Below are 12,954 nucleotides of genomic sequence, written 5' to 3' on the forward strand. Positions count from 1 at the left end.
GCCCGGCAACCACCCGGCCGCGATCAGCCCTGCGGGTTCGCCTGGTGGGCCTCCAGAGCCGCTGGGTCGAAGTCCGTCGGGAAGTCGTCGTCACCCCAGATCTGCCGGATCGTGGTGTCGCCCTCCCCCACGATCGAGAGGAACTTCTTGGTCATGGCGACGCACTCCTCCAGGGTGTCGTACTCGGTCAGCGCCCAGCCGCCGATCAGCTCCTTGGCCTCGGTGAACGGACCGTCGGTGACGGTGAACTCGCCGCCGTGGAGGCTGACCTTGGTCGTCCCGGACGCGACGGGCTTGAACGCACCGGTGGCGATGAGGTGGCCGGATGCGGTCACCTCATCGATGAACCGGCCCATCTCAGCCATCATTTGGGGGCTGGGTGGGTCCATCGGGACCGAGTCGTCGCCCATGGTGTAGCCGAGGAATCGCATGATGTGCTCCTTGTTGGTCGGGACGTGGTGATCAGGCGCCGGTCTCCCCGGGGACCCGGGTTCGATTCTGGCGTCTGTCCCTGCGTCGAACGAGCCGCGGACGAATCGACACGGCGCGGGCGATTCTTTTTTCGGTCCTCTCCGGCGACTCCTCACCCGCGCGGCCGGCGCCCGCGGAATCCAACCCTCCGTCCTGCGTTGTCAGACTGGGTAACCTTCTGGGCGGAGACTCATCGGTCCGCATCCGGGCCGAGCGCTCGCCGTGGGGCCCCGCCGAGGCCGCCTGATCCGTAACCCTGAGGAATGCCAGTGCCGAACACGCCGCATCTACGCCCTGACGCCACCGCTCCGCTGACCGAACTGCTGCGGTCGCGGATCCTTGTTCTCGATGGCGCGATGGGCACGATGATCCAGCGGCACACCTTCAGCGAGGCGGAGTACCGCGGCGAGCGGTTCGCCGACTGGCACCGCGACCTCAAGGGCAACAACGACCTGCTGACGCTGACCCAGCCCGACACCATCCACGCGATCCACCGGGCCTACCTGGACGCCGGCGCCGACCTGGTCGAGACCAACACGTTCAACGCCCAGGTGATCTCGCTGGCCGATTACGGGATGGAGGAGCTGGCCTACGAACTGAACTACGAGTCGGCCCGGCTGGCCCGCGCCGCCTGCGACGAGGTGACGGCGCTCGACCCCACCCGTCCCCGGTACGTCGCCGGGGCTCTGGGCCCGACCAACCGCACGGCGTCCATCTCCCCCGACGTCAACGACCCCGGGGCCCGGAACGTCACCTACACGGAACTGGTCGAGGCCTACCTGCAGCAGGCCAACGGCCTGGTCGACGGCGGCGCCGACGTCCTGCTGATCGAGACCATCTTCGACACCCTGAACGCGAAGGCGGCGATCTTCGCCGTCGAGACCCTGTTCGAGGAGCGCGGGCGCCGCTGGCCCGTGATGATCTCCGGGACGATCACCGATGCCTCCGGCCGGACCTTGTCCGGCCAGGTCACCGAGGCCTTCTGGAATTCCGTCCGGCACGCCGACCCGCTGTTGATCGGCCTGAACTGCGCCCTGGGCGCGGCCGAGATGCGGCCGTACCTGGCCGAGATCTCCCGGATCGCGGACTGCTTCGTCTCCTGCTACCCCAACGCCGGCCTGCCCAACGCGTTCGGCGAGTACGACGAGGCCCCCGACCAGACGGCGGCCATCGTCAAGGAGTTCGCGACCAGCGGCCTGCTCAACCTGCTCGGGGGTTGCTGCGGCACCACCCCGGACCACATCGGGGCCATGGCGGCCTCGGTCGCCGGGGTCGTCCCGCGCACCCCGCCGTCCCGGGACCGGGCCCTGCGGTTGTCCGGCCTCGAGCCGCTGAACGTCGTGCCGGAGTCCTTGTTCGTCAACGTCGGCGAGCGGACCAACATCACCGGCTCGGCCAAGTTCCGGAACCTGATCCGCGACGGCGACTACAACGCCGCGCTGACCGTGGCCCGGCAGCAGGTGGAGAACGGCGCGCAGATCATCGACATCAACATGGACGAGGGGATGATCGACGGCGTCGCGGCCATGGACCGCTTCGTGAAACTGATCGCCTCCGAACCGGACATCAGCCGGGTCCCCCTGATGGTCGACTCCTCCAAGTTCGAGGTGATCGAGGCCGGCCTGCGATGTGTGCAGGGCAAGCCGATCGTGAACTCGATCTCGATGAAAGAGGGCGTGGAAAAGTTCAAGGAGCAGGCCCGGCTGTGCCGCAAGTACGGCGCGGCGATCGTCGTCATGGCGTTCGACGAGGACGGGCAGGCCGACAACCTGCAGCGCCGCAAGGACATCTGTGCGCGGGCCTACAAGATCCTGGTCGAGGAAGTCGGCTTCCCGGCCGAGGACATCATCTTCGACCCGAACATCTTCGCCGTGGCCACCGGCATCGAGGAGCACGCCAACTACGGGCTGGACTTCATCGAGGGCACGCGCTGGATCAAGCAGAACCTGCCGGGCGCGCTGGTCTCCGGCGGCGTCTCCAACGTGTCGTTCTCCTTCCGCGGCAACAACGCCGTGCGGGAGGCGATCCACGCGGTCTTCCTCTATCACGCGATCGCCGCCGGCATGGATATGGGCATCGTCAACGCCGGGGCCCTGGTCGTCTACGACCAGGTCGACGCCCGGCTGCGCGATGCCATCGAGGACGTCATCCTCAACCGGCGGCCCGACGCGGCCGAGCGGCTGCTGGAGATCGCCACCGAGTTCGCCGGGGCCGGCAAGAAGATCGAGGCGGCCAACGACGAATGGCGGTCGCTGCCGGTGGACGAGCGGATCACCCACGCGCTGGTCAAGGGCATCGACGACTACGCCGAGACGGATACCGAGGAGCTGCGCCAGCTCATCGAAGGTCGGGGCGGCCAGCCGATCGAGGTGATCGAGGGCCCGCTGATGGCCGGCATGAACGTGGTCGGCGATCTCTTCGGCGCCGGCAAGATGTTCCTGCCTCAGGTGGTGAAGTCGGCCCGCGTCATGAAGAAGGCGGTCGCCTACCTGATCCCGTTCATCGAGGCGGGCAAGGCGGCGAACGGTGATACCGGAAGCTCGTCGAACGGCACCGTTGTGATGGCCACGGTCAAGGGTGACGTCCACGACATCGGCAAGAACATCGTCGGAGTGGTGTTGCAGTGCAACAACTACGACGTGATCGATCTCGGGGTGATGGTCCCCGCGCAGAAGATCCTGGACGCCGCGAAGGAGCACGACGCGGACGTCATCGGGCTGTCCGGCCTGATCACCCCGTCGCTGGACGAGATGGTGAACTTCGCGGCCGAGATGGAGCGCCAGGGTTTCGACATCCCACTGATGATCGGCGGTGCCACCACCTCGCGAGCGCACACCGCGGTGAAGGTCGACAAGAAGTACCACGGCCCGGTGATCTGGGTGAAGGACGCGTCCCGGTCGGTTCCGGTTGTCGCGGCCCTGCTCTCGGACGACCAGCGACCGGCGCTGCTGGCGTCGGTGGAAGCCGACTACGACTCGCTGCGCGAGCGGTACGCGGCCCGGAGCGAGGCCAAGGCGCTGCTGCCGATCGACAAGGCCAGGGCGAACAAGACCCCGATCGACTGGACCGGCTACCGGCCGCCGCGGCCGCGGCTGCTCACCCAGCAGGCGCCCGACGTGCACCACGACGGCGACTGGGTGTCGGCCACGGCCACGCAGTTCGTCAAGGCGTTCCACGATTACCCGATCGCCGAGCTCCGCGAGTACATCGACTGGCAGCCGTTCTTCAACGCCTGGGAGATGAAGGGCCGGTTCCCGGACATCCTCAACAACCCGGCGTCGGGCGAGGCGGCGCGCCGCCTGTGGGACGACGCTCAGGCGATGCTGGACAAGATCATCGACGAGAGGTGGCTCCGGGCGTCCGGCGTGTTCGGGTTGTTCCCGGCGAGCACGGTGGACGACGACGACATCGAGGTCTACACGGACGAGACCCGTCGTGAGGTGCTCACCACCCTGCACGAGGTGCGGCAGCAGACCGAACACCGCCCGGGCGTCCCGCACCGTTCCCTGGCCGACTTCGTGGCGCCCAAGAGCACGGGGTTGCACGACTACGTCGGAGCGTTCGCGGTGACCGCGGGCCTTGGCATCGGCGAACACATCACGAGGTTCAAGGCCGCCCTCGATGACTACAGCGCGATCCTGCTGGAGTCACTGGCCGACCGGCTGGCCGAGGCGTTCGCCGAGCGGCTGCACGAGCGGGTGCGGACCGAGTTCTGGGCCTACCAGCCGGACGAGGACCTGGACAACGAGTCGCTGATCAAGGAGCGGTACGTGGGGATCCGGCCTGCTCCTGGCTACCCGGCGTGCCCCGAGCACACCGAGAAGCAGACGATCTGGGAGCTGCTGGACGTCGAGAAGCGCACCGGCATCGAACTGACCGAGAGCATGGCCATGTGGCCCGGCGCCGCGGTCAGCGGGCTGTACTTCTCGCATCCGCAGTCGCAGTACTTCGTCGTCGGGCAGATCGGCCGCGACCAGGTGGAGAACTACGCCAAGCGCAAGGGCTGGACGACCGACGAGGCCGAGCGCTGGCTGTCGCCCAACCTCGGATACCGCACCGACAACGAGTAGCGCCGCTCACGGCCGGCCGCTCGACCCGCAGGTGGGTCGGCGGTCCGGCCGGGGCAGGTGCTCCGTAGCATCCCGCGGATGGGACTGTTGACGCCGCTGGCGGTTCGGATCGGCCGGATTCCCTGGCTGCCCCGCTACCTGCCGCAGATCGTCTGGGTCGACCTGTGGTTGCAGCGGCTGTCCGGTGGGCGCGTGACCCTGCTGCGGATCGCCGGACTGCCCAACCTGGTGCTCACGGTGACCGGTCGGAAGTCCGGCCGCGCCCACCTGACACCGTTGCTGTGTGTCCCCGTCGACGGGGGATTCGCCGTCGCCGGGTCGAACTTCGGGAGCCCCACCGAACCGGCCTGGGCCCTGAACCTGTTGGCCGCCGGACGGGGGTCACTGTCCTACGGCGGCGTCACCCGCGAGTTCACCTCTCACCTGGCGGTGGGCGAGGAACGGACGGCGCTCTGGCGCGAGCTGCTCGGGGTGTGGCCGAATTTCGCGCTGTACGAGCAGCGGACCACCCGGACCATCAAGGTGTTCCGGCTGACCCCGACCGGTTGACGGACTCGATGTATCTGCCTGACCGGATCGACGCTCTTGCCCTGCGCCCCCATCGCGCACGCCCCGAGGAGCCCACACCATGCCCTTTCGCCTGGTTTCCGCGTCCGCTCAACCTCCGGCGCCATCCGAGCCGTCCCCCCGGAGCCGCCGGGCCCCAGGCTCCGGCCGGCCCCGGACCGGTGTCGCCCAGTCGGTGCGATCGAGGCGGGCCTACGCTCTGTTCCCGGTGCTCCTGACGGCGACCGTGCTGATCACCGCGTGCGGCGGGGAAGCCGGTACCGCGGTTCCCGTCGCGGCCGGGTCCGATTCCTCCTCGGCCACCCCCGAGCCGGGCAGCGCCTCCGGCGGTGGGGCCGGGTCGGACGGCACGTACGACAAGAACCGCACCGTGAAGCTGGGCCTCCAGGTGCGGGTGGTGAACACCTATCGGGCGCCCAAGGCGACCGACGGCACCGCGATCGACGTGTGGGCGGGCTCCCCCGCGACCGGTGGACGCAGGCTCGCGACCGTCGCGTACGGCCAGGTCAGCCCGTATTTCGCACCGGAGGTGCCGGATCCGATGGGTCAGGGGGTGACCGGCCCCGCCGCCCCCTACACGCTCAGCTTCTACCCGGCCGGGGCCACCGCGGAGTCCGACGAGTTGATCAGTCAGGGGGAGGACGCCGGCCCCGGCCAGAAGCTGACGTTCGTCGTCGGGCCGGTCGATCCGACCGATACCGGCGCCCGCGGCGGCAGCGTGCGGGTCCTGGCCGACGACATCGGTTCCAAGCCCAAGCCGGGCGGCTTCACCCAGGTCACCCTGCCCAAGGTCCCGGCCGGTCAGGCCGCCCTGCTGCTCGACGCCGACGCCCTGCAGGGACGCGCCGGACTCACCGGCAACTCCTCCGGCCTGACCCCGTCGACCACCGACGGCCAATGCCTGCGCTACTTCGAGACGGACAGCAGCGGTATGGGTTACACCGGGGCGCTGCACGACATGTCGTCCTCGTCGGTCGACCTCTTCGGCGGTACCCAGTACCTGATCTACCAGGTGGCCCCGGGGAGCTCGGTCCGGGTGAATCAGCCGAAGGAGAATCAGGGCATTCCTGCTGCGTGCGGTGACCGGCCGGTCTTCGGACCGTTCGATTCACACCTCGCGGCCGGTCAGGGCAAGTACGCGTTCCTCTACGGAGCAGATCTCACCAGCGCACGGGTGGTGGTCGTCCCGGTGGGCTGATGTCCGAGTGCCGGCCCGTACGTCGGGCGGCGATGCAACAGATCGCGACCGTTGTTAACATTCCGCCGTGGTGGCGCCAAACCTTCGATCGCCGGGCGACGAACCGACCAGGTGAGTCGTGCGCGAACGATGTGGCATCGGCCGCTCGGCTTCCAGACGGGGCAGTTCCGGCCCCGGGCGCGTCCGAGGGTTCACCTGACGCTGTCAGGTCGCGATGCCTGTTGTGCTCGTCGGCAGAGGTCCGGCGGGTTGCGAGGAGGCTGACGGTGGACCTGGTTCAACACAGCCGCCGCCAGCATGCCTCGGCCCGCCACTACATCGACAAGACCACCCACTCGGTAGCGCTCGACGAATCGGTGCGCCTGATCGGGAATTGGTTCCAGTTCCCGATGGTCCAGGTCAATGTGCTCGACATGCGCAATCAGCACACGATCGCGGCCGTCGGGACCCCCTTGGGAATCACGCCGCGCAGCCAGAGCCTGTGCGACCCGGTGGTGCGCGGTGGGGTGCCCGCGACGTTGGGCCAGATCGAGCGGGCGCCCGGCGTGTTCCCGCAGATCCAGTCGTACATCGGAGTGCCGATCGTCGGGCGGGAGGGGATCGTCGTCGCGACCTTGTGCCTGCTCGACACGGTCCCGCGGCTGTTCACGGCCCGGCAGATCGGCGAACTCCAGACCCTCGCCCTGATGGTCCGCGATCAGCTGGAACTTCTGCGGCGCTTGGAACCGACGCCGGCCGGGACACCCGCACTCACCGCCGCGCTCACCGCCGCCGTCGAAGCCGGAGAGATTATTCCGGTGTTCCAGCCGGTCGTCGGGCTCGTCGACGGCACGGTGCAGGGGCTGGAGGCATTGGCCCGGTGGCAGCACCCGACCCGCGGCCTGTTGACACCAGAGGCGTTCGTGCCGCTGGCCGAGGACTCCGAGGTCATCATCGACCTCGATCTGGCCGTCCTGCAGCAGGCCGCGGCCCATGTGGCGGGCTGGACCCGCAGGCGGCCGTATCTGCGGCTGAACGCAAACCTGTCGGCCCGGCACTTCGACCACCCGGATTGCGTCGACCGGCTCACCGACAGCGTGACGGACGCCGGGCTCTCACCGACCCAGGTGACGTTGGAAGTCACCGAGACCGCCGCGCTGGCCGCCCATCCGGCCGACCGCAGCTTCCTCCACGAGCTGCGCGCGCGCGGTTTCCGCGTCGCACTGGACGACTTCGGCATGGGCTTCTCCTCGATCGGGCAGGTGCTCCGGCTGCCGATCGACGGCATCAAGATCGACCGACAGGTGACGGCGGCCTCGGAGACCGCCGTGGGCGAAGCCGTGTTCCGCGCGCTGCTCGGCCTTGGGGCCGACCTGGGACTGAACACGGTGGTCGAGGGAGTGGAGACGTCGGCGCAGGCCGATCGGGCGCGGAAGTCCGGCGCCGCGCAGGGGCAGGGTTACCTGTACGCCGCGCCCCTGTTCCCGGTCGATGTGCCGGACTGTCTCGGGATCATCCACCGGTAGCAACGCGGTCGATCCCGTTCAGGGGTGTCGGGTGGACCGATAGGTGCTGCGCCGAAAAGTTCTGGATCACCGATGACAAGGTCCCGGGTCCGGGCGGCGTCAATACGGGCAGAGCGTTCGTTCGAATGCTCCGCCGCCCGGTTCCGGCGGCCGGCCCACCTGTTCCTGGAGTTCCCATGCACCTGAAGTCTGTCGGCCTTCGCCTGCTCGTCGTTTCCGCGGGAGCCGTCGTACTGGCCCTGTCCGGATCCCAGAGCGCCGGCGCCACCACCGTCGACTCGACCCCGACGACGTCGACCGTCCAGCCCGCGCGTACGGCCGCACCGGCGGCCGGACCGACCTCGTCCGAGCCGGCCAAGACCGCACTGACCCCGTTGGCGGCAACCAGCCCGGCGGCGGCGAGCCCGGCGGCCGTCGCCACCACTCCGACCGACCCGACGACGGCCCGCCCGGCCCGTTCCACCGGCGCCGACCCGACGCCGACGATCGACCCGAACGCGGCGCCCACGGCCGTCCCGGCCGGGTCGGGCGGTCAGGGCGCCTCGACCAGCCCCGCCACCACGGCGACCACGTTCGGTGTCGGGGCCGCCGGCTTGGCCCTGGTCGGCGTGGGTGGCGCCGGATTGCTGCGGCGCCGATCGCGCCGGGCCTGATCGGTGCTCAAACCTGTCCATCTTCCGGCGGCGGCGGTGATCGTCGGGCTGGCGCTGGTGGCGACGGCCGGGGTGATCCTCGTTCATCGGGTGTCACCACCGACCGACGCCGGGGTGGTCCCAGGTGTGGCGGCAGTCGCTTCGTCCGAGTTGCCACCGCCCATTTCGGGCCGGTCGCCGGAGCCCGGCGGACTCCCGGCGATCGGGGCCCGACGGTCACCGTCTGCCGCAACCCACGGTCGATCGGCCCGGGACGCACCACCACCGGGTACGACCGGGCCGTCGGCGAAGGCGGCACCCTCCGCCGATCGCGATGCCGGGTCCGCCCCTGCCCCGGTACTGCTGCAGCTGCCGACGCTCCGAGTGACCGCGCCCGTGCAGCCGGTCGACGTCGTCGGCGGCGAACTGCAGGTACCGGACGACCCACGCACGGTCGGTTGGTGGCGGGCGAGCGCTCCACCCGGTTCGCCGGTCGGGAGCACCGTCGTCGACGGCCACATCGACTCGGCCACCGCCGGGCTCGGCGCGTTGTTTCATCTGGCCGACCTCGACCCAGGCGATGAGGTCTCGGTGCGGACCTCGGCCGGGCGGGTGGTGCCGTACACGGTCCGCGCCCGGCGGGTGTACGTGAAGTCGGCGGGCCTGCCGGCCGAGATCTTCACCCGGTCCGGGCCACCCCGGCTGGTACTGATCAGCTGCGGCGGCCCGTTCGATGCCGCCGCCCACAGCTACCAGGACAACATCATCGTGTTCGCGACACCATCGACCTGAACGCCCGATCATGATGTCCTACAATCCCTCGGTCGTTGTGCGCCAACCCCTATCACCTCCCAAGGAGCCCCCCGGCGTGGAGTTCGAGCAGTTCCTGGACTCCGAGCTCGACGCCCTGGCCCGGTACGCCCGCGCGATCAGCGGCGACCGCGAACAGGCCCACGACATCCTGGCCGAGGCGATGATCAAGACCCAGAAGGCGTGGCCGCGCATCAACCACGCGGAGAACCCGGTGGCCTACGTCCGACGGATCATCACCAACACGCTGATCTCGCAGCAGCGCTCCTGGGTGTCCCGGCACATCTTCACCACGCGGACCGGCGAGCTCCCGGACACGGCGGTCGCAGCCGGGTCGGCCACCCTGGAGACTCGGGACGAACTGGACCAGCGACTACGGACGCTGGCTCCCCGGCAACGCGCCGCGCTGGTACTGCGCTACTACCTCGACCTCGACGACGAAGCGATCGCGGCCGAGCTGCAGTGCTCGGTGTCCTCCGTCCGCAGCTACATCTCCCGCGGCTTGTCCGCGCTCCGCATCACCTACGACCGGCAGGATGAGCATCATGGATGAGGACGATCTGCGTCGTCACCTGCGGGATCTCACCGACCACGACCGTCCGGGCACCGACGACATCCGGGCCGCGCTGACCGCCGGCCGCACCCAGGACCACCGGGTGCGGCAGCGGTGGGCCATGGCCGCGGTCGCCGCCGCCGTCATCCTGGTGTCGGGCGGCATCACGCTGGTCGCCACCCGGCCCGACCGGCCGGACGGGCCGGCTGGGCGCCCCACCGTGTCCGGCCGCCCGTCGTCCTCCGGCCCGCACACCACCCCGCAGACCACCGGCCAGGTGTCCGCCCCGACCCGGGCGCCGTCGTCCTCGGCCACCCCGTCGGCCGAGGCGGTGCCCCCGGTCCGCTCGTCCGCGGCCACGCCGTCGACCGTCGTCAGCACGCCGCCCCGGGCGGTGCCGGCTCGTTCGACGAGTGCCACCGCACGATCGACGGCCACCGGTCGACCGGGCACCCCCGACACGACGGCCGAACGGACACCGACGCAGACGTCCACCTCGACGCCCGCCGCCCGCCGCGTCGGCCCGACGCCGGGCACCTCCCTCTCGGGCGCACCCAACCCGACCGCCACGTCGGGGTCGACGACCACCCGCACCGCCGGGTGAGCACGATCGACCGATCCCCCGAGCGCGCCCGCAGCCGCCGCTACCTCGTGGTGGGGCGCCCGACCGTCTGAGCGACCGGTGCCGGCCCACCGTCCGGCGTGATCTCCCCGGCCCCCGAACCGGCATCGGCTGGCGCCACCTTGTCCAGCAGCTCGGCCAGCAGCGCGCGCTCACGGTCGTCGAGGTCGGCGAACAACCGTTCCCCGGCCTGCGCCCGAGCCGCGGCCATCTCGCGCTGTAGATCCTCACCCTGAGCGGTCAGCCGGACCAGGATCGATCGTCGGTTGTCGGGGTCGATCGCCCGCTCGACCAGACCGGCCTCCTCCAGCGCGCCGACCAGGCTCGTCGCCGAGCGCGGCACGATGCCCATCCTGGTGGCCAGCTCGCCCATCCGCCACGGACCGTCCCCGCGTGCGACGAGGCGCAGCATCCGCTCCTGGGCGGGCGTCAAACCCAGCGGCGCCAACGACTTGGCCGACGCCCGACGCAGCCGATGCGCCGAGCGCATCAACCGTTCGACCAGCTCGGCGTTGCTCACGCTCACCGGAACCTCACCCTCTCCTGAACCTCCAACGGACGGGAACAGACCGTACCGGTCCGACGTTGATTGTGTCATCTGCTCACTGTGAGGCAAACTCAGTATGAGCTATACTCACCGAGTGTTCAATCCTCGGACCGGCCCCCTGCCCATGTAGACCAAGAAGAAGGGAGTGCCCGTGACCACGGCCACTCGAGATACCCCCACCAAAGCCCACATCAACCACGCGTCCGACGACCGCCCCGCTCCGTCGGCCCAACCGGGTGACATCCGGCGCATCTTCCGGCTCTTCGGCGAGCACAAAGGCCGACTGGCGTTGGTCGGCCTGCTCATCGTCGCGTCGTCGCTGATCTCCCTTGCCTCCCCGTTCCTGCTCCGGAACATCCTCGACGTCACCCTGCCGGGCCGGGACACCCGTGGGACCGTCGTGCTGGCCATCGGCATGATCGTCGTAGCCGTCAGCACCACGGTCCTGAGCGTCGTCCAGTCCCGGCAGTCGACCCTGGTCGGCCAGGGCGTCATGCATCGACTGCGCACGGCCGTCTACACCCACCTGCAGAAACTGTCGCTCGGCTTCTACACGCGGACCCGCACCGGCGAGGTCCAGTCACGGATCGCCAACGACATCGGCGGCATGCAGGCCGCCGTCACCAACACCGCGACCACCATCGTGTCCTCCGGCACCACCGTGGTCGCGACGTTCGTCGCCATGTTCGCGCTGAACTGGAAGCTCACCCTGGTCAGCCTGGTGCTGGTCCCGCTGTTCGTCTGGATCTCCCGCCGGGTCGGCGGCATGCGGCGGCGCATCGCGACCAACCGTCAGGAACGGATGGCCGACATGTCCTCCATGGTGGCCGAGTCGCTGTCCGTCTCCGGCATCCTGCTGACCAAGACGATGGGCCGCACCGAAGAACTGACCCGACGCTTCTCCACCGCGTCCGAGGAGCTGGCCGATCTGGAGGTCCGCTCGGCCATGACGGGCCGCTGGCGTCAGTCCAGCATCGGGATCATCATCGCGATCCTGCCGGCCGCGATCTACCTGGCCGCCGCGTTCACCGTCTCCGGCACCACCGGTGCCGTTTCCATCGGCACACTCGTCGCCTTCACCACCCTGCAGGGCCAACTGTTCCGCCCGATGATGCAGCTGCTGTCCACCGGTGTCGACGTCCAGACCTCCCTGGCCATGTTCCGTCGGGTGTTCGACTACCTCGATCTGCCCGTCGACGTCGCCGAACCCGACCGCCCGACGCGGATGGCAAATCCCAAGGGCGCCTTGAGTTTCGAGCACATCACCTTCACCTATCCGGGTGCGGCGACCACCACCCTGGACGACGTCGACCTCCGGATCGAACCGGGCCAGCACGTCGCCGTGGTCGGCGCCACCGGCTCGGGCAAGACCAGCCTGGGCTACCTGGGCGCCCGGCTCTACGAGCCTGACCAGGGCACGGTCACCCTCGACGGTGTTCCACTGGGCGAACTCACCCAGGTCGACCTGGCGGGCGCCATCGGCATCGTCTCGCAGGAGACCTACCTGTTGCATGCCACCATCGCCGAGAACCTTCGGTTCGCCAAACCCGATGCCTCGCAACCGGAACTGGAGGCGGCCGCCCGGGCGGCGCAGATACACGACCTCATCGCCGGACTGCCCGAGGGCTACGAGACGGTCGTCGGCGAGCGGGGATACCGGTTCTCCGGCGGTGAGAAGCAGCGCCTGGCGATCGCCCGGATCATCCTGCGCAACCCTCAGGTGCTGATCCTCGACGAGGCGACCAGTGCCCTCGACACCCGCACCGAGGCCAAGGTGACGGACGCCATCGCGCGCCTGTCCCGCCACCGCACCACCCTCACCATCGCGCACCGCCTGTCCACGGTTCGGGACGCCGACGTCATCGTGGTCATGGACCACGGCCGGATCGTCGAACGCGGCCGACACGACGAGCTACTCGCCCGCGACGGCGCGTACGCCTCGCTCCTGGCCCGGGATGCGGTGCTGGTCTGAACGGGGT

At 69.7% G+C, this 12,954-nt stretch carries 11 protein-coding genes; 9 read left to right on the top strand and 2 right to left on the bottom strand.

Translation table 11 applies throughout. The annotated features are described in order from the left end of the window. Positions 1-23: 23 nt before the first annotated feature. Positions 24-431, bottom strand: coding sequence for a YciI family protein (locus BLS97_RS07470; RefSeq protein WP_197676458.1), 408 nt, complete (start codon positions 429-431; stop codon positions 24-26). Positions 432-734: 303 nt separating this feature from the next. Here BLS97_RS07470 and metH point away from each other — a divergent pair, with 303 nt between their 5' ends. From metH to BLS97_RS07510, 8 genes are all read left to right on the top strand, one after another. Further along, the gene (gene metH / locus BLS97_RS07475) at positions 735-4,541 is read left to right on the top strand and encodes a methionine synthase (protein ID WP_090475432.1); all 3,807 of its coding nucleotides are present in this window, start codon (positions 735-737) and stop codon (positions 4,539-4,541) included. Between the two features lie 78 nt (positions 4,542-4,619). Further along, positions 4,620-5,090: a nitroreductase family deazaflavin-dependent oxidoreductase gene (locus tag BLS97_RS07480; protein WP_090475433.1), complete on the top strand. Its 471-nt coding sequence runs from the start codon at positions 4,620-4,622 to the stop codon at positions 5,088-5,090. Positions 5,091-5,316: 226 nt separating this feature from the next. After that, the gene (locus BLS97_RS07485; RefSeq protein WP_157695269.1) at positions 5,317-6,306 is read left to right on the top strand and encodes a DUF4397 domain-containing protein; all 990 of its coding nucleotides are present in this window, start codon (positions 5,317-5,319) and stop codon (positions 6,304-6,306) included. A gap of 32 nt (positions 6,307-6,338) precedes the next feature. Beyond that, positions 6,339-7,811 (top strand): sensor domain-containing phosphodiesterase, encoded by a 1,473-nt coding sequence (locus tag BLS97_RS07490; RefSeq protein ID WP_157695270.1) that lies wholly within the window; start codon positions 6,339-6,341, stop codon positions 7,809-7,811. Positions 7,812-7,987: 176 nt separating this feature from the next. Beyond that, positions 7,988-8,464, top strand: a complete 477-nt coding sequence (locus BLS97_RS07495; protein WP_090475436.1) for a hypothetical protein — start codon at positions 7,988-7,990, stop codon at positions 8,462-8,464. Between the two features lie 126 nt (positions 8,465-8,590). Further along, positions 8,591-9,235 (top strand): class F sortase, encoded by a 645-nt coding sequence (locus BLS97_RS24175; RefSeq protein WP_269457502.1) that lies wholly within the window; start codon positions 8,591-8,593, stop codon positions 9,233-9,235. 76 nt (positions 9,236-9,311) lie between these two features. Beyond that, the gene (locus tag BLS97_RS07505; RefSeq protein WP_157695272.1) at positions 9,312-9,806 is read left to right on the top strand and encodes a SigE family RNA polymerase sigma factor; all 495 of its coding nucleotides are present in this window, start codon (positions 9,312-9,314) and stop codon (positions 9,804-9,806) included. Further along, a complete protein-coding gene (locus BLS97_RS07510; RefSeq protein WP_157695273.1) occupies positions 9,790-10,410 on the top strand; it encodes a hypothetical protein in 621 nt (206 codons plus the stop codon). Before BLS97_RS07505 ends, BLS97_RS07510 begins: the two co-directional genes overlap by 17 nt. A 40-nt stretch (positions 10,411-10,450) precedes the next feature. Here the strand turns inward: BLS97_RS07510 and BLS97_RS07515 are convergent, their stop codons facing one another. Beyond that, complete coding sequence (locus BLS97_RS07515) at positions 10,451-10,948, bottom strand: MarR family winged helix-turn-helix transcriptional regulator (RefSeq protein ID WP_197676459.1); 498 nt, start codon at positions 10,946-10,948, stop codon at positions 10,451-10,453. Positions 10,949-11,126: 178 nt separating this feature from the next. Here BLS97_RS07515 and BLS97_RS07520 point away from each other — a divergent pair, with 178 nt between their 5' ends. Further along, on the top strand, positions 11,127-12,947 hold the full coding sequence (locus BLS97_RS07520) for an ABC transporter ATP-binding protein (protein ID WP_269457495.1): 1,821 nt from the start codon (positions 11,127-11,129) through the stop codon (positions 12,945-12,947). Positions 12,948-12,954 lie beyond the last annotated feature (7 nt).

This window comes from Nakamurella panacisegetis (genome assembly GCF_900104535.1).
Classification (GTDB): Bacteria; Actinomycetota; Actinomycetes; order Mycobacteriales; family Nakamurellaceae; genus Nakamurella; species Nakamurella panacisegetis.

Coding starts and splice junctions, on each gene's coding strand:
- BLS97_RS07470 (WP_197676458.1), bottom strand. CDS start 431: ATGCGATTCCTCGGCTACACCATGGGCGACGACTCGGTCCCGATGGAC.
- BLS97_RS07480 (WP_090475433.1), top strand. CDS start 4,620: ATGGGACTGTTGACGCCGCTGGCGGTTCGGATCGGCCGGATTCCCTGG.
- BLS97_RS07510 (WP_157695273.1), top strand. CDS start 9,790: ATGAGCATCATGGATGAGGACGATCTGCGTCGTCACCTGCGGGATCTC.
- BLS97_RS07490 (WP_157695270.1), top strand. CDS start 6,339: ATGCAACAGATCGCGACCGTTGTTAACATTCCGCCGTGGTGGCGCCAA.
- BLS97_RS07495 (WP_090475436.1), top strand. CDS start 7,988: ATGCACCTGAAGTCTGTCGGCCTTCGCCTGCTCGTCGTTTCCGCGGGA.
- metH (WP_090475432.1), top strand. CDS start 735: ATGCCAGTGCCGAACACGCCGCATCTACGCCCTGACGCCACCGCTCCG.